Origin of the sequence: Pseudomonas arabinosi (assembly GCF_047758675.1) — a bacterium.
In the GTDB taxonomy this organism is placed as follows: domain Bacteria; phylum Pseudomonadota; class Gammaproteobacteria; order Pseudomonadales; family Pseudomonadaceae; genus Aquipseudomonas; species Aquipseudomonas arabinosi.
The window spans coordinates 120,685-140,991 of record NZ_CP180480.1 but is presented as its reverse complement, the minus strand read 5'-3'; the positions used below and the strand labels follow the sequence as shown (position 1 = coordinate 140,991).

At 61.4% G+C, this 20,307-nt stretch carries 12 protein-coding genes; 9 read left to right on the top strand and 3 right to left on the bottom strand.

What is annotated here, in order from left to right:
* The first annotated feature begins 16 nt into the window (after positions 1 to 16).
* Both ACMXYJ_RS00645 and ACMXYJ_RS00640 read left to right on the top strand, forming a co-directional pair.
* Positions 17 to 1,081, top strand: a complete 1,065-nt coding sequence (locus tag ACMXYJ_RS00645; protein WP_415758429.1) for an HlyD family secretion protein — start codon at positions 17 to 19, stop codon at positions 1,079 to 1,081.
* Positions 1,078 to 2,634: an efflux transporter outer membrane subunit gene (locus ACMXYJ_RS00640; RefSeq protein ID WP_415758428.1), complete on the top strand. Its 1,557-nt coding sequence runs from the start codon at positions 1,078 to 1,080 to the stop codon at positions 2,632 to 2,634. Before ACMXYJ_RS00645 ends, ACMXYJ_RS00640 begins: the two co-directional genes overlap by 4 nt.
* On the opposite strand, the gene ACMXYJ_RS00635 is transcribed toward ACMXYJ_RS00640, so the two are convergent.
* Positions 2,615 to 3,304 carry an NYN domain-containing protein gene (locus tag ACMXYJ_RS00635; protein WP_415758427.1) on the bottom strand — a complete coding sequence of 230 codons (690 nt, stop codon included), beginning with the start codon at positions 3,302 to 3,304 and terminating at the stop codon, positions 2,615 to 2,617. The two genes, ACMXYJ_RS00640 and ACMXYJ_RS00635, sit on opposite strands and share 20 nt — an antisense overlap.
* A gap of 496 nt (positions 3,305 to 3,800) precedes the next feature.
* On the opposite strand from ACMXYJ_RS00635, the gene ACMXYJ_RS00630 reads away from it, so the two are divergent.
* Genes ACMXYJ_RS00630 through ACMXYJ_RS00615 form a run of 4 tightly spaced genes read left to right on the top strand, consistent with a single transcriptional unit; the run spans position 3,801 to position 8,496 of the window.
* Complete coding sequence (locus tag ACMXYJ_RS00630) at positions 3,801 to 4,574, top strand: efflux RND transporter periplasmic adaptor subunit (protein WP_415758426.1); 774 nt, start codon at positions 3,801 to 3,803, stop codon at positions 4,572 to 4,574.
* Positions 4,571 to 5,890, top strand: coding sequence for an efflux RND transporter periplasmic adaptor subunit (locus ACMXYJ_RS00625; protein ID WP_415758425.1), 1,320 nt, complete (start codon positions 4,571 to 4,573; stop codon positions 5,888 to 5,890). The genes ACMXYJ_RS00630 and ACMXYJ_RS00625 overlap by 4 nt, the downstream gene beginning before the upstream one ends.
* A complete protein-coding gene (locus ACMXYJ_RS00620; protein ID WP_415758424.1) occupies positions 5,891 to 7,987 on the top strand; it encodes a biotin/lipoyl-binding protein in 2,097 nt (698 codons plus the stop codon).
* Positions 7,988 to 7,998: 11 nt separating this feature from the next.
* Complete coding sequence (locus ACMXYJ_RS00615) at positions 7,999 to 8,496, top strand: GNAT family N-acetyltransferase (protein ID WP_415758423.1); 498 nt, start codon at positions 7,999 to 8,001, stop codon at positions 8,494 to 8,496.
* A 117-nt stretch (positions 8,497 to 8,613) separates the two neighbouring features.
* On the opposite strand, the gene ACMXYJ_RS00610 is transcribed toward ACMXYJ_RS00615, so the two are convergent.
* Together ACMXYJ_RS00610 and ACMXYJ_RS00605 are read right to left on the bottom strand one after the other, a co-directional pair.
* Positions 8,614 to 8,925, bottom strand: coding sequence for a DUF6916 family protein (locus ACMXYJ_RS00610; RefSeq protein WP_415758422.1), 312 nt, complete (start codon positions 8,923 to 8,925; stop codon positions 8,614 to 8,616).
* Positions 8,926 to 8,980: 55 nt separating this feature from the next.
* Positions 8,981 to 9,568, bottom strand: a complete 588-nt coding sequence (locus ACMXYJ_RS00605; protein ID WP_415758421.1) for a phage tail protein — start codon at positions 9,566 to 9,568, stop codon at positions 8,981 to 8,983.
* Positions 9,569 to 9,813: 245 nt separating this feature from the next.
* On the opposite strand from ACMXYJ_RS00605, the gene ACMXYJ_RS00600 reads away from it, so the two are divergent.
* From ACMXYJ_RS00600 to ACMXYJ_RS00590, 3 genes are all read left to right on the top strand, one after another.
* The gene (locus ACMXYJ_RS00600) at positions 9,814 to 11,385 is read left to right on the top strand and encodes a glycosyltransferase family 39 protein (RefSeq protein ID WP_415758420.1); all 1,572 of its coding nucleotides are present in this window, start codon (positions 9,814 to 9,816) and stop codon (positions 11,383 to 11,385) included.
* A 120-nt stretch (positions 11,386 to 11,505) separates the two neighbouring features.
* Positions 11,506 to 12,351 (top strand): sulfotransferase family protein, encoded by an 846-nt coding sequence (locus ACMXYJ_RS00595; protein ID WP_415758419.1) that lies wholly within the window; start codon positions 11,506 to 11,508, stop codon positions 12,349 to 12,351.
* Between the two features lie 51 nt (positions 12,352 to 12,402).
* Positions 12,403 to 20,295, top strand: a complete 7,893-nt coding sequence (locus ACMXYJ_RS00590) for an Ig-like domain-containing protein (protein WP_415758418.1) — start codon at positions 12,403 to 12,405, stop codon at positions 20,293 to 20,295.
* Positions 20,296 to 20,307: the final 12 nt, after the last annotated feature.

Sequence of the window (20,307 nt, the reverse complement as noted above, 5' to 3'; positions counted from 1 at the left end):
GAAACAGAAGGTTTTTATGACAACTCAATCAAAGCAAAAAGTGGCCGTTGGCGTCGCCGCGGTGGTGGCGCTCGGTGTGCTGGTGTATTGGCTGGCGCCGGGCCTGTTCGGCAAGCGTACGCAGCAGAACACCAATGACGCCTTTGTCTCGGCGGACTTCACGCTGGTGGTACCGCGCGTGGCCGGGTTCATCAAGGAAGTGCTGGTGGAGGACAACCAGCAGGTCAAGGCCGGGCAGTTGCTGGCGTTGATTGATGACCGTGATCTGCGTGCCGCCGCTCAAGCGGCAGATGCTGAAACTCTGGTGGCCAGGGCGCAACTGCAAAATGCCCGTGCGACCCTTGAACGTCAGGCTTCGGTGATCGCTCAAGCGCAGGCCACGGTGGTGTCGGCCAAGGCTGAAATGGTTTTCGCCGAGCATGAACTGAATCGCTACAACCACCTCGCCGGGGTAGGCGCCGGCACGGTTCAGAACGCCCAACAAGCACGGACCCGCATCGATCAGGCCACCGCGCGGCTGGCCAACGTGACGGCGATGCTGGCGGCGGAGCGCAAGCAGGTGGAAATCCTCACTGCTCAGCGTGACGCGGCGGAAGGAGGGTTGAAACGGGCGCAAGCGGCGCTGGAAATGGCCAGCTACGAGCTGTCCTATACACGCATCGTTGCACCTCAGGACGGCATGGTCGGCGAGCGCGCCGTTCGGGTCGGTGCGTATGTCACGCCGGGGAGCAAAATCCTTGCGGTGGTGCCACTTGCGCAGGCCTATGTGGTCGCCAATTTTCAGGAGACCCAACTGACTGACGTGCAGCCGGGGCAGGACGTGCAAGTGCGTGTCGACAGCCTCGGCGGCGAGGCCCTGAGCGGTCGCGTCGAGAGCATCGCGCCGGCAACGGGCGTGACGTTCGCTTCGGTCAAACCGGACAACGCTACCGGCAATTTCACCAAGGTGGTGCAGCGGATTCCGGTGAAAATCGTCCTCGATCCGGGTCAGCCATTGGCGGAGCGGTTGCGCGTGGGGATGTCGGTTGAGGCGAGTATTGATACTGCCAGTGCGAGCGAGCATGAGGTCGCGCAACGATGAAGAGATTTATTGGCCGGGCTGACGTCATCGCGAGCAAGCTCGCTCCCACAGGGGACCGTGTTTCAATGTGGGAGCGAGCTTGCTCGCGAAGAGGCCGTCAGACTCAACTGACTTTTTGCGCCTTGCTGATCATGAGCCTTTCAGCCTGCACCGTCGGCCCGGACTTTCAGAAACCTCAGGCACCGCAAATCACCGATTGGTCGAAGCCATCCAAGTCCGCCGCCAGCCAAGCCGTCGCCGAAACCATGGACGAACGCTGGTGGGACGTCTTCCACGATCCCAAACTCTCGGCCCTGACTCAACGTGCCTTGACCGACAACCTCGACCTGAAACTCGCCAGCAGCCGCTTGCAGCAAAGCCGAGCTGTGCGTCAGGCCATCACCGCCGACCGTTACCCGAATACCGCTGCTACTGGCAGCTACGGGCGTAAACGCAACAGCGGCGAAGGCTTGAACGATCCGTCGGGACACAACGGCGACTCGGCGTACAACCTGTGGGACGCAGGCTTCTCCGCGTCCTGGGAACTGGATTTCTGGGGCCGTGTGCGCCGCGAAACCGAAGCCGCCGACGCCACCCTGGAAGTCGCGGAAAACGACCGACGCGGCGTGCTGCTGTCGGTGCTCGCCGAAACCGCCCAGGACTACATTCAGCTGCGCGGTGTGCAAAGCACCCGAGCCGTCACCGAGGAGAACCTCGACGTCGCCCGCCACAGCCTGAAACTCTCGCAGCTGCGCCTGGCCGACGGTGTCGCCACCGACCTGGATGTCGCCGAAGCCGCCGCTCAGGTAGCGGCTATCGAATCTCGCCTGCCCGCGCTGGAGCAGCGCCAGTCGCAACTGATCAACGCCTTGAGCCTGTTGATGGGCGAGCCGCCGCAAGCGCTGTCTGCCGAGTTATCCACAGACGCCCCGGTGCCGCAAACCCCGCGTCAGGTTGCTATCGGTCTGCCGTCGCAACTGGCCGAACGCCGCCCGGACATCCGCCAGGCCGAAGCCCGCCTGCATGCCGCGACCGCGAGCATTGGTGTGGCCAAGGGTGATTTCTATCCGCGGATCACCCTGTCGGGCAACATCGGATCGCAAGCCATGCAACTCAGTGATTTCGGCTCCTGGGGCTCGCGCTCGTTCGGTATCGGCCCGCAATTCAGCTTGCCGCTGTTTGACGGCGGTCGCCTACGCGGCGTGCTGAATTTACGCGAAGCCCAACAACAGGAAGCCGCCATCGCCTACCAGCAAACCGTTCTGCGCGCCTGGCATGAAATCGACGATCAACTGACCGCCTACAACGCCAGCCAACTGCGCCGCGACAGCCTTGCCGAAGCCGTCCGCCAAAACCAGATCGCCCTGCGCACCGCGCAACAGCAATATGTGGAAGGGGTGGTGGATTTCGTTAACGTGCTGACCGTGCAAGGCGCGTTGCTGGCGACTCAGGAGCAGCTTGTGGAGAGTTCGACCGGGGTGTCGCTGGCGATGGTCGGGTTGTACAAGGCGTTGGGTGGGGGATGGGAGTCGGTGTATCCGTTGGCTAGCGTCGTTACCAGTAATCCGGTTTGATGGCAGGCGTTTTACGGGTAGGTACGCGCTCCGGGAACTGGTGTGACTGCAACTCTTCTGCAGAGATGACTCGACGCATCCAATGGGAATGTTCCTTTAGCGAACCTGGTGAAGGACAGTTCAATTCAGCTCGATGAGGAAGAATGACCCCGATAGTTATGTCAGGAAAATCTTCGCGAATAGCTTTAAGGGCTGGAGTCATGTCTGTGTCGCTGGAAACCAGTACGAGTTGTTCAATACGGTCATGCACTTCAAGAGCGGCTTGCTTGGTAGCAGTGCGGTACATGCTGATCGCGATGTGAACATCCGTTTCTTTCTCTTCAAGCTTCCAAATGTCGACCTTGTCTTGACGTGAAGCACCTGTTTTCCTGTCTATGAAACGCGGAGCTTTCGCCGGCTCGAGCGAGTGCCGGCCATAGTGCACTGCTACTTTGGTCGCTTTCAGTGCTCGCACATAGGAGTCTTGAGCCTCTTTCGAGATTCTGCCCCGAGTGGCGAGTATCGGTTTGACGGAAGAAGTGAAGTAATCAACGGAGATGATTGAGCTTTGCGGGTTCTCGATATGTGCGACGTGGGCCAGCAGGCCTTTGAGGTTGAGCCACTTATAGGGAGTGCCCGCGAGCAACCCGTAAAACAGATTGTAGCCATCAACAAAAAAAGCGGTGCGCACTAACTTAATCCTCAAAAACGAAAAAACCGGCCTAGGCCGGTTTCTTCACCCCAACTGCCAGAGAACTGAATCTCTGCGTACGGGGTTGAGTTGGAGCAATCCTAAGTCGTGCTCGCCACGCACGTCAACCACCGATTGACCAGGAGCTGCACGACGGCATGCACTCCAGCGCCGGCGAGTCAGTTTTGATCACCGGCCTAGGTGATGGTCAAGGCGTTGTTGGCCTGATCTATTAGTGATTGCTACAGGAAGAGTGTCGAGGTGCTGCATTTCGATAAAAGTTTGAAGTGTCCACCGCTGCTCTCCGTATCGATTGAATGTATGTTCCCAATTTGATGTGAGATTTATTACCGAGAGGTACTGGAGGAAAGCCCAAGTATCTTTGCTGAGAAATTTGTCTATTTTGAAACATCACATTTCTATCCAAGGACATCTATCTCCTTGACGCCCACCCACGCTGTCATAGACTCCGCTCATCCGTAAGGGAGTAACGGTTATGCGGCGTGTTCGTGTGTGGGTTCTTGGATTGACCTTTGTAACGTGCGTAGTACAGGCGCAAACGCCTGCGCCCGATGATCCGCTGCTGGACAGCAGCGGCAGTGCAAACGCCAGCAGTGAGGCCCGTGGCGTGCTGCGGGCCCGGGATCAGGCGGTGCTGGCGAGTGAGTTGTCCGGGCGTATTGTCGAGTTGCCGTTCAGTGAGGGCGAGTCGTTCAAGAAGGGCGACACCCTGGCGCGTTTTGACTGTTCGGCTTATCAAGCCCAGCTCAATGCGGCCCAGGCTGCCAATCGTGGTGCCGGTGAAGAGCTGTCCCACAACAAGCAATTGGCGGCGTTGAATTCGGTCGGGCGTTTTGAAGTGGCGCGGGCCGAGGCCAAGGTCAGCGAGACTCAGGCGCAGTCCCAGGTTTATCAGGTCCAGGTCAAACGCTGCAGCGTGCTGGCGCCGTTTGATGGCCAGGTCGTCGAGCGCAAGGTCAAGCGTTATGAAAGCGTCGCTGCCGGCACGCCGTTACTGGACGTGGTCGACAACCGCACTCTGGAAATTCATCTGCTGGTGCCGTCACGCTGGATGGCCCGGCTCAAGCCTGGCCAGACCTTCAGTTTTGTTCCCGATGAAACCGGTCAGCCACTGGACGCGACGGTCAAACGCCTCGGCGCACGGATTGACGAAGGCAGTCAGACCTTGCTGCTGGTGGCGACGCTTCCCAACGCCAACGGTTTGCTGGCCGGCATGAGTGGCACGGCGCGTTTCGCGGAGTTCAAGTGAACGCCCCGGTCACGGGCGGCGCTGAACAGGTGTTCGCAAGGTTTCTGGATCTCGAACGCCTTACCCGCGCCGCTCGCACGCCTTCGCAATTGGCCTACAGCCTGGTCAATGACGGTCAGGCGCTGTTCGGCTTTCGCCATGCGGCGCTGGTGATTGCCGGCAAGGTGCAGGCCGTAACGGGTGTCAGTGCGGTGGAGCCGAATGCGCCGTTCGTGGCGTTTGTCGAGCAGGCCGTGGCGCAGTTGTTCAAACTCGAGGTGCTGAAACAGGCGCGGGTGATTCCGGCGAATGTTCTCAGCGAATCGATTCAGGCGGACTGGCAAAGCCTGTCAGCAGCTCAGGTATTTTGGCTGCCACTGATCGATCACCAAGGTGAAATGTTTGGCGGTCTGTGGCTGGCGCGGGATCTGCCGTGGAATCCTTCCGAGCAAGTGTTGCTGTCGCAATTGGGGGACACCTACAGCCATGCCTGGCTGGCGCTGCAACCGCGCAAACCTTGGCGGCTGCGCTGGACGAGAAAGCGTCAGGTGGCGTTGGTCGCGGTGGTGTTGCTCGGGTTGCTCATTCCGGTGCGCCAATCGGTGCTGGCACCGGCCGAAGTCGTTCCGCTGGGCGGCCGAGTCGTTGCGGCGCCGCTGGACGGGGTGATTGCCGAGTTCCTGGTCAAACCCAATCAGACGGTGAAAGCCGGCGACCTGTTGTTGCGCTTTGAAAGCACCACGCTTCGGGCTCAGGCCGACGTGGCCGAGCGCGCCTTGGGCGTTGCTGAAGCCGAGCTGAAGGCCAATTCCCAACGCTCGTTCGCCGATGCCGAATCGAGCTCGAAAATCGATCTGCTGGCTGCGCGAGTCGAGCAAAAACGCGCTGAACGGGATTACGCCCGCGAACTGCTCAAGCGCAGCGAAGTACGCGCCGAACGGGGCGGCATTGCGGTGTTCGCCGACGCGGAACGCTGGACCGGTAAGCCGGTGCAGACCGGCGAGCGGCTGATGGAAATCGCCGACCCGACCCAGGCTGAGTTGCGCATCGAACTGGCGGTGGGCGATGCGATTGCGCTGGAGCCGGGTGCGCAGGTCGCGCTGTTTCTCGACAGTGATCCGTTGCAACGGCATCTGGCCCGGCTCGAGCGCGCGGCTTATGAAGCACAACCCACGGCCGGCGGGCAGCTGGCTTATCGGCTCGACGCCAGTTTCCAGCAAATACCACCGCGTATCGGGCTGCGAGGGACGGCTAAAGTCTTCGGTGATCGTGCGCCACTGGCGCTGTACCTGTTACGTAAACCCCTGGCCGGTTTGCGCCAGAGCGTAGGGCTTTAGATGAGCCTGCCGAACCTGCGTGCAGATTTGCAGCTGACGCCTGCATCACCGGCGCTCGATGGCTCGCCGCGCTGGACCCTGGCCGATCCGGTGCGCGGTCGCTATTTCAAACTCGGCGTGGCGGCGATGCGCCTGCTGCGTCATTGGTCCTTGGGTGATCCCGAGCAAGTGCTGCGTGCAGCCAACCGCGAGCCAGGTTTGCCCCTCGATGGCGCGGAGCTTGAGCAATTGCTGGGCTTTTTGCGCAGCCACGACCTGATCACCGCCCTCGATCCGCAACAGCGCGCCAGTTACAGCCTCAAAGCGGCCGCTCAACGGCAGTCGCTGTGGCAGATCTTGTTGCACCAATACCTGTTTTTCCGCATTCCGCTGTGGCGCCCGGACGCTTTTCTCAATCGCGCCTGGCCATGGCTGGAGCGCTTCGGTCCGCGCGCGTTGCGCTATGGATTGCCGATAACCCTGGGGCTCGGCGTGTTTCTGGTGTCGCGGGACTGGCAGCGCTTCATCGCGACTTTTCCGCATCTGTTCAGCCTCGGCGGCGCGCTGGCGTTCGGCGTGGCGCTGTTCTTCGCCAAGCTCTGCCACGAATTCGGACACGCCTTCATGGCCAAGCGCGCCGGTTGTCGAGTGCAGAGCATGGGCGTGGCGTTCATGGTGTTGCTGCCGATGTTTTACACCGATGTCAGCGATGCCTGGCGGGTCAATGATCGCCGTGCGCGGTTGCTGATTGGCGCCGGTGGAGTGCTGGCGGAATTGCTTTTGGCGAGTATCGCGCTGCTCGCCTGGTCGCTGTTGCCGGACGGTCCCGGGCGCACGGCGGCCTTCATGCTGGCCAGCGCCACCTGGATGACCACGCTGGTGATCAACCTCAACCCGTTCATGCGGTTTGATGGCTATTTTTTGCTCAGCGACTATTGGCAAGTCGACAACCTTCAAGGGCGAGCGTTTGCCCTTTGTCGCTGGCGTTTGCGTGAGTTTTTATTCGGTTACGGTGCGCCGGCGCCAGAGCCATGGTCGCCGAAGATGCAACGGCGTTTGCTGATCTGGGGTTACGGCTCGTGGCTGTGGCGCGCGGTGTTGTTTTTCGGGATTGCGCTGGCGGTCTACCACCTGTTTTTCAAGGTGTTGGGGATTTTCCTGATGCTGGTGGAACTGGTGTGGTTCATCTTCCTGCCGATCATGAGTGAGTGGCGGCAATGGTGGACTCGCCGCGAACAGGCTTATGCGCCTCGCGTGCTGCTCAGTGGCCTGGCCTTGCTTGGGCTGTTGCTGATGCTGGTTGTGCCGTGGCGCAGCGCCGTTGAGTTGCCGACGATGCTGGAGGCTGGCCGCGCCAGTGCCTTGCATGCGCCGGTCGCGGCGCGGGTCAAAACGGTGAATGTTCACGACGGTGAAGCGGTTGCCCAGGGCCAGGTTTTGATTGAGTTGGAATCCCCGGACCTGGATTCGCGTCAGGCCATCGTCCGCCGCGAAATCCAGATCCAGCAGTTGCAGATGCGCCGCCAGGCCAGCCGCAGTGAAACCGCCGCCGACGCCGGTATCGTCGAGCAGCGCCTGGCCGAAGCGGTCGCCGAATACCGAGGCCTGGCCGCCCAGCGTGAGCGCCTGCTGCTGCGGGCGCCCCATGCCGGCAAGGTGCGCGATCTGTTGCCACAGTTGACGGTCGGTCGCTGGTTATCAACCAAAGATCCGCTGGCGCGGGTGGTCGAAGACGGCGCGCGGTTGCGCGGTTATCTGGCCGAAGTCGAGCTCTGGCGCGTCGCCACGGGCGCCAGCGGACGCTTCATCGCCGACGATCCGATGCACTCGGCGATCGCCGTGCAACTGAGCGAAATCGACACTAACGGTGCGGCCTTTGTCGATCAGGAAGCGTTGACCTCCGATCACCATGGACCGATTGCCGTGCGCCGGGATCAGCATCAAAGAGCGGAGCCGGTACAGGCTCAATATGGGGCGCGGTTGAGCGTCCTCGAAGAGGTGCCGACGCCGGTGCAACCTTTGCGCGGCATTGTGGTGTTGCAGGGGCGAGGCGAGTCGTTGCTGGGTGTCGCCTGGCGGCGTCTGGCGGCGCTGGGCGTAAGGGAAAGCGGTTTTTAAGGAGCGCAGCGATGGCAAGTACCGATTCAGTGACGGCCGACGGCTTGGTGGTTCGGCCTTCACGGGCCAGCGATGGGGCTTTTTTGCAGAGTCTTTATCAGTCGGCGCGGCCGGATTTGCAGTGGATTGATGGGGAGCAAGAGGTGGTTGAGCAGGTGGTGGCCCAGCAATTTCGAGTGCAGGAGCAAGGGCTGGGGGAGCGCTTCCCCAACGCCATGCATTACGTGATCGAGAAACTCGACACGGCCATCGGTGCGCTGACCACCGATTTTGGCCCTAATGAAATTCGTGTGCTGTACCTGGCGTTCATTCCCAAGGCTCGCGGCCAGGGCTATGGGCGCAAGGTGCTGCAAGGTGTACAGAAAGCGGCGCAACAGATTCGTTGCCCGGTAGCGACGGTGGTCTGGGCCAATAATCCCCACGCGCGCCAGCATTACCTGGCGCTGGGGTTTCAGGTCGAAGAGCGCAACCCGGCGGCGGAGCGGTTGGTGTGGTATCCACAGGCTTGAAGCCATCACAATCCCGTGTAGGAGCTGCCGCAGGCTGCGATCTTTTGATCTTAAAAGAGCAAGATCAAAAGATCGCAGCCTGCGGCAGCTCCTACATAAGGCGATCAGCGTCGCTATTTAGTTGAAGGCGATATAGAAGTACCCCAGTTGCGGATCACGTCCCATGGTCGGTACCCGGGAGACAAAGATGTTTTCCACCTGACCCAGTTCCGGCAACTCCAGCGTGCATAACCCATCGACAAACGCTGTGGGTTGCAGGCTGTTGAACTCGACACTGAACGGCATGCGCTCGTTGTTGGGCATCCGCGAGCGAGGTGTTTCTTCAAGGCTGTCGATATGGATCGGCATTTCACTTCCATCCGGCAGTCGCAGGGTCCCTGTCTTGCCCAGCAGCGCCTGAAAGTGTTGGCTTTGAACCTGTTGCAGCATGGTGTCACTCCAAAAAACGAAAGTGACCGGGGGCGCTGAGTCCCCCGGCGCGTCCTCAGTTGCGCGAAGGGAACAACCCGTTCAAGGCGATGCTGAAGTTGAGCACCAGGAAGGGGTTCATCGTTTCCATGGGCAAGCCATTACCGGCGGACGAGATTTCCCCCGTGACCGTGGTGGCCACGCCTTTGAGTGGCACGGCTGAAGCGCCTTGCGCATCGGAGTAGATACTCGCCGAACCCGGGCCGCCGCCCGAGGCACCGATGTACGAGTTGGTCGCGGTCGGGTTGGTGACCGGGTTGCTCGCCGGGCTGGCCAGTTGCAGGGTGGTGGTGGCCGTGAGCCCGGACAAGGCGTGGGTGTGATTGGGCAGGTTGGTGATGGTGGCGGTGACGTTCTCGGTCCCGGAGAATTCACCGATGACGCGCGGGGTCAGTCCCAGGCCGTTGCCCTGTGCCATCGGCAGACGGCCTTGCAGGTTGGGTAGCATGAAATTGGTGGTGCCATTGCCTCCATAGTAGGTTCCCAGCAGTGAGAAAAGCGCCTGGTATTGCGAGATCCCCAGTGTCTGGCCGTTGCACAGGGCCCAGCCGTTGGGGGCAAAGTTAAAGGCGAAAGACTGAATCGTGCCCATGAATACTTCCATAGTTCCTCATCCCTCAGGTTAGTTGTCTGGCGCGCCACGCGGGTGGCCCGGGTACCCGGGCAGATCGTTGCGATTGGCCGATTCCTTTCATCTCCGTGGCTGGGTCACGCCACGCCAGAGCGTAGTTGATCCGCATCACTGCCGAATGTCGTTGGTCGCAAAGCCAGCATCGACGACGGCGCTGTCGCTGTCCTACAGTGATTGCAAGCTTCAAGGTTTTTCACCGGCAGTCTCGAGGGGAGGCAATGGAGGCGCGCAGAGAAACGCCGCTTGACGGCACCCAAGGCCCCCACGCGGCACCCGGCGCCTGGGCGAGTGTTCAGCGCTTGCTTCGATGGGTGCGCGAGCATTGGCTGCTGCCGATCCTGGCATTGGCCGCGCTGGCACGTTTTTATGACCTGACCGCGGCGGCGGTCTGGGGCGATGAAGGTTCCAGCCTGCTGCTGAGTCAGTATTCGCTGGCCGGGATCTGGACCCATGCCGCCCATGATGTGCATCCGCCGCTGTATTTCATGCTGCTGCATGGCTGGATCGAGCTGTTCGGCAATGGCATTTTTTCGATTCGAAGCCTGAGCGCGCTACCGGGGATTGCCACCGTGGCGCTGGGCGTCTGGCTGGTGGACTTGCTCGCCACTCGTCGCGCCGCGTTGTTGGCCGGCGTCTTGTTGGCGCTGCTGCCTACCGCCGTGCGTTACAGCCAGGAAGTGCGCATGTATTCGTTGCTGGGGCTGTGGCTGATCGGTGCCACGATCGCCCTGGTTTACTGGATCAAACGTCCTGGACGTAAACGCTATCTGGTGATTTACGCACTGCTGATGAGCGCGGCGTTCTACACCCATTACTTCACGGCCCTGTGCGTGCTGTGTCACTGGCTGTATCTGGGGCTGATCCGCGTACAGCCTGGTTATCGCTTGCGGCATATCCAGCAGCCCGGTTGGTGGGTGGCAAACATGGCGATTGCGTTGGTGTACTTTCCGTGGGTACCCAACCTGATCGATCTGATTCAACACATGGATCAACTCAAAGCCAATGGCGATGTGGGGTGGGAGACGCCGGTCACGTTCGCCTCGTTGCCTTCGATGATCTGGTCGTTCCTGACTCAGGACGATGGCGAGACCCTGCCCACATGGATTTTCATCACGTTACCCTTGGCGTCGCTGGCCTTGATGTGGGTGGCGCTGGCGCGGGATCGCAGTGTCATTCGTGGCAGTGCATTGGTGGTGATCTACACCGTTTTGCCGTTGTTGCTGGTGTTTTCGGTGTCGTTCATCTCACCGGTGTTCATCGAGCGTTACCTCACCGCGTATGCCCTCGGCCTGCCGATGATTGCCGCGCTGGCCATCGATCGCCTGTACGCCGTCTTCCGGGTGTTGGCCGTGACGGTGCTGGTGTTGTTTGTCGGCGTCGAACTGGTGGGCCTGAACAACAACGCCACGGTCGATACCAACGATCAAATCAGCGTCATGGTCGACTACGTGAACCAGCACTTCGTTGTCGGTGACCGGATCGTCACCAGCGACATGCTCTGGTACCTCAGTTACGTCTACTACAACCGCACCGACGCGAAACCGCTGCTGTACACCCCGCCGTTGGCCAATGGCGCTTCGAGCCGGCCGAATGCCTATGGTTTCGGCACGTTGGTGACTCAGGATATTTACCTCGACAGCCTCGGTAACTTGCCCAAAGGCACTGGCCGAGTGTGGTTGATCGGCACCGTCGAGGTGCCAGACGAGTTCGCGCCGTTGCCCGCAGGCTGGCAGAACGTTGGCGTAACGCAGGCGGGAGGCGCCAACGCGCGTTTGTTCGTGTTGCATTGAGCCTGTAACGAAAAATCGCGTTTTGGAGAGGGTTTAGTTTCGATTTGATATCAAAACAACATTACCCGTAAGACCATCCATGGTCTACGCTCCGTCATACATAAAGGACTTATGACCAGGGTGAAGGGATTGTCACAGTTCCATTTTATTTCCGGCTTGCCGCGCTCAGGCTCGACCCTGCTTTCTGCGATCCTTTTGCAGAACCCGCGCTTTCATGCCGGCATGACCAGCCCCGTTGGCGCCCTGTTTTCCGGTGTTCTGGAACAGTGCAGCGCCGGCAGCGAGTTCGGTGCGGTGATCGATACCGATCTGCGCCGCCGTTTGCTACGCGGTCTGTTCGACTCCTTCTACGCCGACAAGGCCGACAAACCGGTGGTGTTCGACACCAATCGGTTATGGAGTTCGCGCCTGCCGGCCATCAGCGATCTGTTCCCTCAAGCCAAGGTCATTGCCTGCGTGCGCAATGTCGCCTGGGTCATGGACAGCATCGAGCGTTTGTATCGCGCCAACCCCTTTGAAAACACCAAGCTGTTCGGCGACGCGGTCGAGCGCAACACGGTCTACAGCCGTTGCGAAACCCTGGCGCAACGCAATCGGCTGGTGGGGTTTGCCTGGGCCGCGCTCAAGGAAGCCTATTACGGCGAACACGCCGATTCGTTGCTGATTGTCGATTACGACTTGCTGACCCAGGCCCCTGAACGGGTCATGCGGCTGGTCTACGATTTCATTGGCGAGCCGTGGTTCGAGCATGACTTCAACAACCTCGCCTACGACGCGCCAGAGTTCGATCAAGCCCTCGGCGTCTCCGGCCTGCACAAAGTCAAACCCAAGGTCGAGCTGCAATCGCGGCGCACGATCCTGCCACCGGACTTGTTCAAACAATACGCAGAATTGTCCTTTTGGCTCGATGGCTCAGCCAGCGCCGCCAATGTCATTCGTATGAAGGCCGACGCCGCGATCAGTTGATCGCGGCGTTTTCATTGACGCATCAAGCAAGTTCGAGTCCGGGTGAGCAGCATGTGGTGGAGCAACGGCAAGTCGCGAGTTACCGAAGGCGCACGGGCGCTGGCCTCTCCCATGATCATGTCCCTGGAGCCGCGAATGCTGTTCGACGGCGCGGTGGCGGCCACGGTGGCCGATACCGCTCAGGCTGACAGCCACAGCACGGCGGATGCCGCCAAGACGCCGACGACCGACCAGCCGGTCGCCAGCAAGGACACCCACGGCCAGGCCGATGCCACGCCTGCACCAAACCCGGTGGCAGTGCCGGGCCAGAGCGTGGTGTTCGTCGATTCCCGGGTCAAGGAGGCCGACAGCCTGCTCAAGGGCGTGGCGCCTGGCACCCAAGTGGTCCAGCTGGACGCAAGCAAGGACGGTTTGCAGCAGATTGCCGCCTATCTGGACACCCATCAGGGCATCAGTTCGGTGCAGATCATTGCCCACGGCAACGCGGGCGATCTGTGGCTGGGCAACAGTTATTTGTCCGCCGACAACGTCGCGGCCCGCAGCGCGGTGCTGGCGGAAATCGGCAAGGACATGAACGTCGGCGGCGACATTCTGATCTACGGCTGCTACACCGCCGAAGGTGAGCGCGGCTTGAGTTTTGTCGACTCGCTGGCGCAACTGACCGGCCGCGATGTAGCCGCTTCCAGCAATCGGACCGGGATCGGTGGCGACTGGAATCTGGAAATCGCCACCGGCAATATTGAAAGCGCCAACGTCCTCTCGACCACGGCCATGAGCGAGTATCAGTGGGGCCTGGCCACCTGGACCGCCACCAACAACGCCAACACGGGCGTCGGCTCATTGCGTGCCGCCATCGCCTCCGCGCAGAACGGCGATCTCGTCACCTTCAGCAGCAGCATGACAGTGCAGCTGACGTCCGAGTTGCTGATCAACAAGAACATCACCGTTGATGGCGACTTAAACAACGATAACGTGGCTGACGTGACTCTCGATGGTCAGTACAAGACCCGAGTGATTGAAGTAGCGGCGGGCAAAATCGTGACGCTCGATGGCCTGGTGATCACCCGAGGCCTGGTGTCGGGCACGGGCGGCAACGGTGGCTACGGGGCCACGGGATCGATGGCAGGGGGGATTTTCAACGCAGGGATTCTGACGCTGAACAACGTGAGTGTGACCTCCAACGCCGCTTCCGGCGGCGGTGGCGGTGGCGGTGTTACGGGAGCGTCTTACGGAGGTGCCGGTGGCGGTGGGGGCGGTTTAGGCGGCCAGGGCGGCGGGCATGGCGGTTCAGCAGGAACTGGCATCGGCACTTATGGCGGCCAGGCGGGCGGCGGCGGTGTCGGTGGTTACGGCGGCGGTTATGATTCGATCCACATGGGCGGTCGCGGAGGCACCAGCACCGGCGGAGCGGGCGGGTTGGGTACTCGCGGTTACAGCAACGGCGGTAACGGTTCGACGGCCACCAATGGCACGATTTCCATTGGCGGCGGCGGCGGCGGGGCCGGTTGGGACAAGGTCGGTGGCGCTGGCGGCAACGCGGTAGGCGGGATCTACAACGCCACCACCGGCACCATGACCATCGTCGGCACCTCGACCATCAGCAACAACATTGGCGCCGGTGGCGGCGGCGGTGGCGGTGGTGGCTATGGCAGCAACGCCACCAATGGCGGCGTGGGCGGCAAGGGTGTCGGTGCGATCTGGAACAAAGGCACGCTGCTGATCACGGCCGCCAACTTCGCGGCCCTGGCCGGTAATGCCGCGGCCAGTGGTGCCGGTGGCGCTGCACTGGGCGGGGGAACAACGGGCACTTCGCCAGCCTCCGTCGCGACAATTTATAACGACGGTGGTGTACTCAACACCGCGTATTCGCCGCCGCCGACCGCGACCATTGTGGTCGCTGACACCACACTGGGCATCGGCGAAACGTCCTTGGTAACGATCACGTTCTCCGAGGCCGTGACCGGTCTCACCAATGCAGACCTGACCATCGCCAACGGCACGTTGACCTCGGTGAGCAGCGGCGATGGCGGCATCACCTGGACGGCAACGTTCACGCCGACCGCCAGTCTTTCCGATACGACCAACGTTATTACCCTGGACAACACCGGGGTGATCAACGGTCTGGGCACTGCCGGCGTCGGTACCACCAACTCCAATAACTACGTCGTCGATACGGCACGGCCAACCGCCAGCATCGTGTTCACCGACACGGCGCTCAGGGCCGGCGAAACCTCGCTGGTGACCATCACCTTCAACGAAGCGGTCACCGGCTTCACCAATGCCGACCTGACGATTGCCAACGGCACCTTGACGGCAGTAAGTAGCGGCGACGGCGGCATCACCTGGACGGGGACTTTCACCCCGACCGCCAGCATCACTGACGCGACCAACCTGATCTCCCTGGACAACACCGGGGTCAGCGATCTGGTGGGCAACGCCGGCAGTGGCACCACCGATTCGAACAACTACGCCATCGATACCGTGCGGCCGACCGCGACCATTGTGGTAACGGACACGGCGCTGAGAATTGGCGAAACCTCACTGGTGACCATCACCTTCTCCGAAGCGGTGAGTGGTTTCATCAACGCCGACCTGAGCATCGCCAACGGCACGTTGACCTCGGTGAGCAGCAGCGACGGCGGCATCACCTGGACCGCCACGTTCACCCCGAACGCGAGCATCAACGACACGACCAACCTGATCACCCTGAACAACACCGGGGTCAGCGATCTGGCGGGCAACGCCGGCAGCGGCACCACCGATTCCAACAACTATGCGATCGATACACTCCGTCCGACCGCGACCATCGTGGTGGCGGACAATGCGCTGAAAATCGGCGAAACCTCTCTGGTGACCATCACCTTCTCCGAGGCGGTGAGTGGTTTCACCAACGCCGACCTGACCATCACCAACGGCACGTTGACCGCGGTGAGCAGCAGTGACGGCGGCATCACCTGGACGGCGACCTTCACCCCGACCGCCAGCATTTCCGACACGACCAACCTGATCACCCTGGACAACACCGGGGTCAGCGACCTGGCGGGCAATGCTGGCAGCGGCACCACCGATTCGAACAATTACGCCATCGACACCGTGCGCCCGACGGCCACCATCGTGGTCGCAGACACGGCGCTGAGAATCGGCGAAACCTCGCTGGTCACGATCACCTTCAGTGAAGCGGTCAGCGGTTTCACCAACGCCGATTTGACCATCACCAACGGCACGTTGACCTCGGTGAGCAGCAGCGACGGCGGCATCACCTGGACGGCGACCTTCACGCCTTCCGCGAGCATCAACGACACGACCAACCTGATCACCCTGGACAACACCGGCGTGGTCGATCTAGCGGGCAACGCCGGCAGTGGCACCACCGATTCCAACAATTACGCGATCGACACCGTGCGCCCGACCGCGACGATTGTGCTGGCGGATACGGCGCTGACGGCGGGTGAAACCTCGCTGGTGACCATCACCTTCTCCGAAGCAGTGAGCGGTTTCACCAACGCTGACCTGTCGATTGCCAATGGCACGTTGACCGCGGTGAGCAGCAGCGACGGCGGGATTACCTGGACGGCCACGTTTACCCCGACAGCAGGCATCATCAGCGCGACCAACGTCATCAGCCTGGCCAACACCGGCGTGGCGGATCTGGCGGGCAATACCGGCAGCGGAGTCAGCTCCTCGGGCAACTACGCCATCGACACCGCTCCACCGACCGCGACGATTGTGGTGGCGGACACTGCGTTGAGAATTGGTGAAACGTCACTGGTGACCATCACCTTCAATCAGGCCGTGACCGGTTTCACCAACGCCGACCTGACGATTGCCAATGGCACGTTGACCGCGGTGAGCAGCAGCGACGGCGGCATCACCTGGACCGCCACTTTCACCCCGACTGCCAGCATCACCGATACGACCAACCTGATCACATTGGACAACACTGGCGTACAGGCTGCCGGCACCGGCAACGTGGGCAGCGGCACGACCAGTTCCAACAACTACGCCATCGACACCGTGCGCCCGACGGCCACCATCGTGGTCGCGGACACGGCGCTGAGAATCGGCGAAACCTCGCTGGTGACTATCACTTTCAGTGAAGCGGTCAGTGGTTTCACCAACGCAGACCTGACCATTACCAACGGCACGTTGACCTCGGTGAGCAGCAGCGACGGCGGCATTACCTGGACGGCGACCTTCACGCCTTCCGCGAGTATCAACGACACGACCAACCTGATCACCCTGGACAACACCGGGGTCGCCGACCTGGCGGGTAACGCCGGTAGCGGCACTACCGATTCGAACAACTATGCCGTCGACACTGTGCGCCCGACCGCCACGATTGTGCTGGCCGATCCCACACTGACAGCAGGCGAAACGTCGCTGGTGACCATTACCTTCAGCGAAGCGGTGAGCGGTTTCACCAACGCCGATCTGAGCATCGCCAACGGCACGTTGACCGCGGTGAGCAGCAGCGACGGCGGCATCACCTGGACCGGGACCTTCACGCCAACCGTTGGCGTGAATGACTCGAGCAACGTCATTACCCTGGCCAATACCGGTGTAACCGATGTGGCCGGCAACACCGGCAGCGGCACCACCAACTCCGGCAACTACACCGTCGATACCGTGCTGCCGACGGCCACCATCGTGGTGGCCGACAACGCGCTGAAAATCGGTGAAACCTCTCTGGTGACCATTACCTTCTCTGAAGCCGTGAGCGGTTTTAGCAACGCCGACCTGACCATCGCCAATGGCACGCTGACGGCGGTGAGCAGTGGCGATGGCGGCATTACCTGGATAGCGACGTTCACGCCGACGGCCAGCATTACCGACGCGACCAACCTGATCACCCTGGACAACAGCGGTGTGCAAAATGCCTCGGGCAACGCCGGTAGCGGCACCACCGACTCCAACAACTTCGCCATCGACACCGTGCGCCCGACGGCCACGGTCGTGGTGGCGGACACTGCGCTGAGAATCGGCGAAACCTCGCTGGTGACTATCACTTTCAGTGAAGCGGTCAGTGGTTTCACCAACGCAGACCTGACCATTACCAACGGCACGTTGACCTCGGTGAGCAGCAGCGACGGCGGCATCACCTGGACGGCGACCTTCACGCCTTCCGCGAGCATCAACGACACGACCAACCTGATCACCCTGGACAACACTGGCGTGGTCGATCTAGCGGGCAACGCCGGCAGTGGCACCACCGATTCCAACAATTACGCGATCGACACCGTGCGCCCGACCGCCACGATTGTCCTGGCAGACCCGACCCTGAGTGCCGGCGAAACCTCGCTGGTGACCATTACCTTCTCCGAAGCGGTGAGCGGTTTCACCAACGCCGACCTGAGCATCGCCAACGGCACTTTGACCGCGGTGAGCAGCAGCGACGGCGGCATCACCTGGACCGCGACGTTCACGCCTACGGTCGGCGTGAGTGACTCGAGCAACGTCATCACCCTCAACAATACCGGTGTGACCGATGTGGCCGGCAACACCGGCAGCGGCACGACTAACTCGGGTAACTACACCATCGATACGGTGTTGCCGACGGCCACCATCGTGGTCGCCGACAATGCGCTGAGCGTCGGTGAAACGTCGCTGGTGACCATCACCTTCAGCGAAGCCGTCAGCGGTTTCTCCAATGCCGACCTGACCATCGCCAACGGCACGTTGACCTCGGTGAGCAGCAGCGACGGCGGCATCACTTGGACCGCCACCTTTACGCCGACCAATGCCATCACCGACACCAGTAACGTCATCACCCTGGACAACAGCGGTGTACAAAACGGCTCGGGCAATGCTGGTAGCGGCACCACCGATTCCAACAATTACGCCATCGACACTCAGCGTCCGACGGCCACCATCGTGGTCGCGGACGCGGCGCTGGCGGTGGGTCAAACCTCGGTGGTGACCATCGCCTTCTCCGAGGCGGTAACCGGTTTTACTACAGCCGACCTGACGGTGAGCAACGGTACCCTGAGCAATCTGAGTACCAGCGATAACATCACCTGGACCGCAACCCTGACGCCGACGGCGAGCGTCACCGATTCGACCAACCTGATTACCCTGGACAACATCGGAGTGATCGATGGGGCTGGCAATACCGGTAGCGGCACCACCGATTCCAATAACTATGTGATCGACAGCCAACGCCCGACCGCGACCATCGTATTGAGCGATACAACCCTGAAACCGGGCGAAACCGCGCTGGTGACCATTACCTTCAGCGAGGCGGTAAGCGGTTTTGACAACAGCGATTTGAGCGTCGCCAACGGTACGTTGAGCAATGTCAGCAGCAGCGACGGCGGTATCACCTGGACCGGGACGTTCACGCCGACTATCGGCGTGACCGACGCCACCAATCTCATCACCCTGAACAACAGCGGCGTCTCGGACCTGGCCGGCAACGCGGGCTCGGGCACGACCAACTCCGCCAATTATGTGGTGGAGACACAGGTGCCGACCGCAACCATCGTGGTCGCCGACAACGCCCTCAAGGCCGGTGAAACCTCAGGGGTGACCATCACCTTCAGCGAAGCGGTCAGCGGTTTCACCAACGCCGACCTGTCCATTGCCAACGGCACGCTGAGCAACGTGTCGTCCAGCGATGGCGGCGTTACCTGGACCGCCACCTTCACGCCTACCATCAATGTGACCGATACCAGCAACCTGATCAGCCTGGACAACAGCGGTGTCACCAACGCCTCAGGCAACAGCGGCGTGGGCGTGACCGATTCCAACAACTACGCCATCGACACGGCGCGGCCGACGGCGACCATCGTGGTGGCGGATAACCGCTTGGGCATCGGCGAGACGACCACGGTCACCATCACCTTCACCGAGACGGTTTCAGGTTTCGACCTGTCGGACCTCAGCGTCGCCAATGGCACCTTGTCCAACCTGCTCAGCAGTGACGGCGGCAAGACCTGGACCGCCACGCTGACCCCGACCGCCGACATCAACGACACCACCAACCTGATCCTGCTCGACAGCAGCAATGTGGCGGACGCCGCGGGCAACGCCGGTGCCGGGATCGCGATCTCCAACAACTACGCGCTCGATGCCACCCGGCCGACGGCAACCATCGTGGTCGCCAACCCGAACCTGGGCGTGGGTCAAACCACGCTTGTGACGATCACCTTCAGCGAAGTGGTAAGCGATTTCGACCTGTCGGACCTCAGCGTCACCAACGGCGAGCTGACCAACCTGGTCAGCAGCGACGGCGGCAAGACCTGGACGGCGACCTTCACGCCGACCGCGAGCATCACCGACCCGAGCAATTTCATCGCGCTGGACACCAGCAACGTCAGCGACCTTTCGGGCAATGCCGTTAGCGGCGTGGCGGTCTCCAACAATTACGTGATCGACACCGTGCCGGTGCAGACGCCTGCCGTGGTCGTGACGCCTGACCCACTGGCCCGGATCCCGCCACCGGTCACCGTTTCCGATCAGCCCAACGTGCCACTGCAACCGATTATTTTCACTCCCCCGACCGGCGATCTCGGCTCACCGCTGACCTTTACCCCGTTGTTCGAAAGCCGCGTGATCGGCAACGGCATCCGGCCGCTGGGCGACATCTTCATGAACCACGGCGCGCTGGCGCCCAGCTTCATCGCCCAGGTGTTCAGCAGCAGTGACAACGGTGGCGAAGGCTCGGGCAACGGCTTCCTCGGCTTTGGCGGTGGCGATGGCGGGGTGTTCAGCACCAGTACGTTGTCGAGCCTGTTCAATCAGGATTCCGGCAGCGAACGAGACTCGCTGAGTTCATTCGGCAGTCATTCGATCAAGGCCGGGGATGTTTCACAGGGGCTGCGCGGCGTGTTTGGGGCGCCGAGTCTCGTCCAGCAATTGCAACAGCTCAAAGACACCGAGCAACGGCAGGTCGACAGCCTGGCCGCGGCTTTGCGACAGGTCGGCATCAGCGAAATGCAGGCCTGAAAAAACACCTAA

Coding starts and splice junctions, on each gene's coding strand:
- ACMXYJ_RS00630 (WP_415758426.1), top strand. CDS start 3,801: ATGCGGCGTGTTCGTGTGTGGGTTCTTGGATTGACCTTTGTAACGTGC.
- ACMXYJ_RS00645 (WP_415758429.1), top strand. CDS start 17: ATGACAACTCAATCAAAGCAAAAAGTGGCCGTTGGCGTCGCCGCGGTG.
- ACMXYJ_RS00615 (WP_415758423.1), top strand. CDS start 7,999: ATGGCAAGTACCGATTCAGTGACGGCCGACGGCTTGGTGGTTCGGCCT.
- ACMXYJ_RS00590 (WP_415758418.1), top strand. CDS start 12,403: ATGTGGTGGAGCAACGGCAAGTCGCGAGTTACCGAAGGCGCACGGGCG.
- ACMXYJ_RS00620 (WP_415758424.1), top strand. CDS start 5,891: ATGAGCCTGCCGAACCTGCGTGCAGATTTGCAGCTGACGCCTGCATCA.
- ACMXYJ_RS00640 (WP_415758428.1), top strand. CDS start 1,078: ATGAAGAGATTTATTGGCCGGGCTGACGTCATCGCGAGCAAGCTCGCT.
- ACMXYJ_RS00600 (WP_415758420.1), top strand. CDS start 9,814: ATGGAGGCGCGCAGAGAAACGCCGCTTGACGGCACCCAAGGCCCCCAC.
- ACMXYJ_RS00605 (WP_415758421.1), bottom strand. CDS start 9,568: ATGGAAGTATTCATGGGCACGATTCAGTCTTTCGCCTTTAACTTTGCC.
- ACMXYJ_RS00610 (WP_415758422.1), bottom strand. CDS start 8,925: ATGCTGCAACAGGTTCAAAGCCAACACTTTCAGGCGCTGCTGGGCAAG.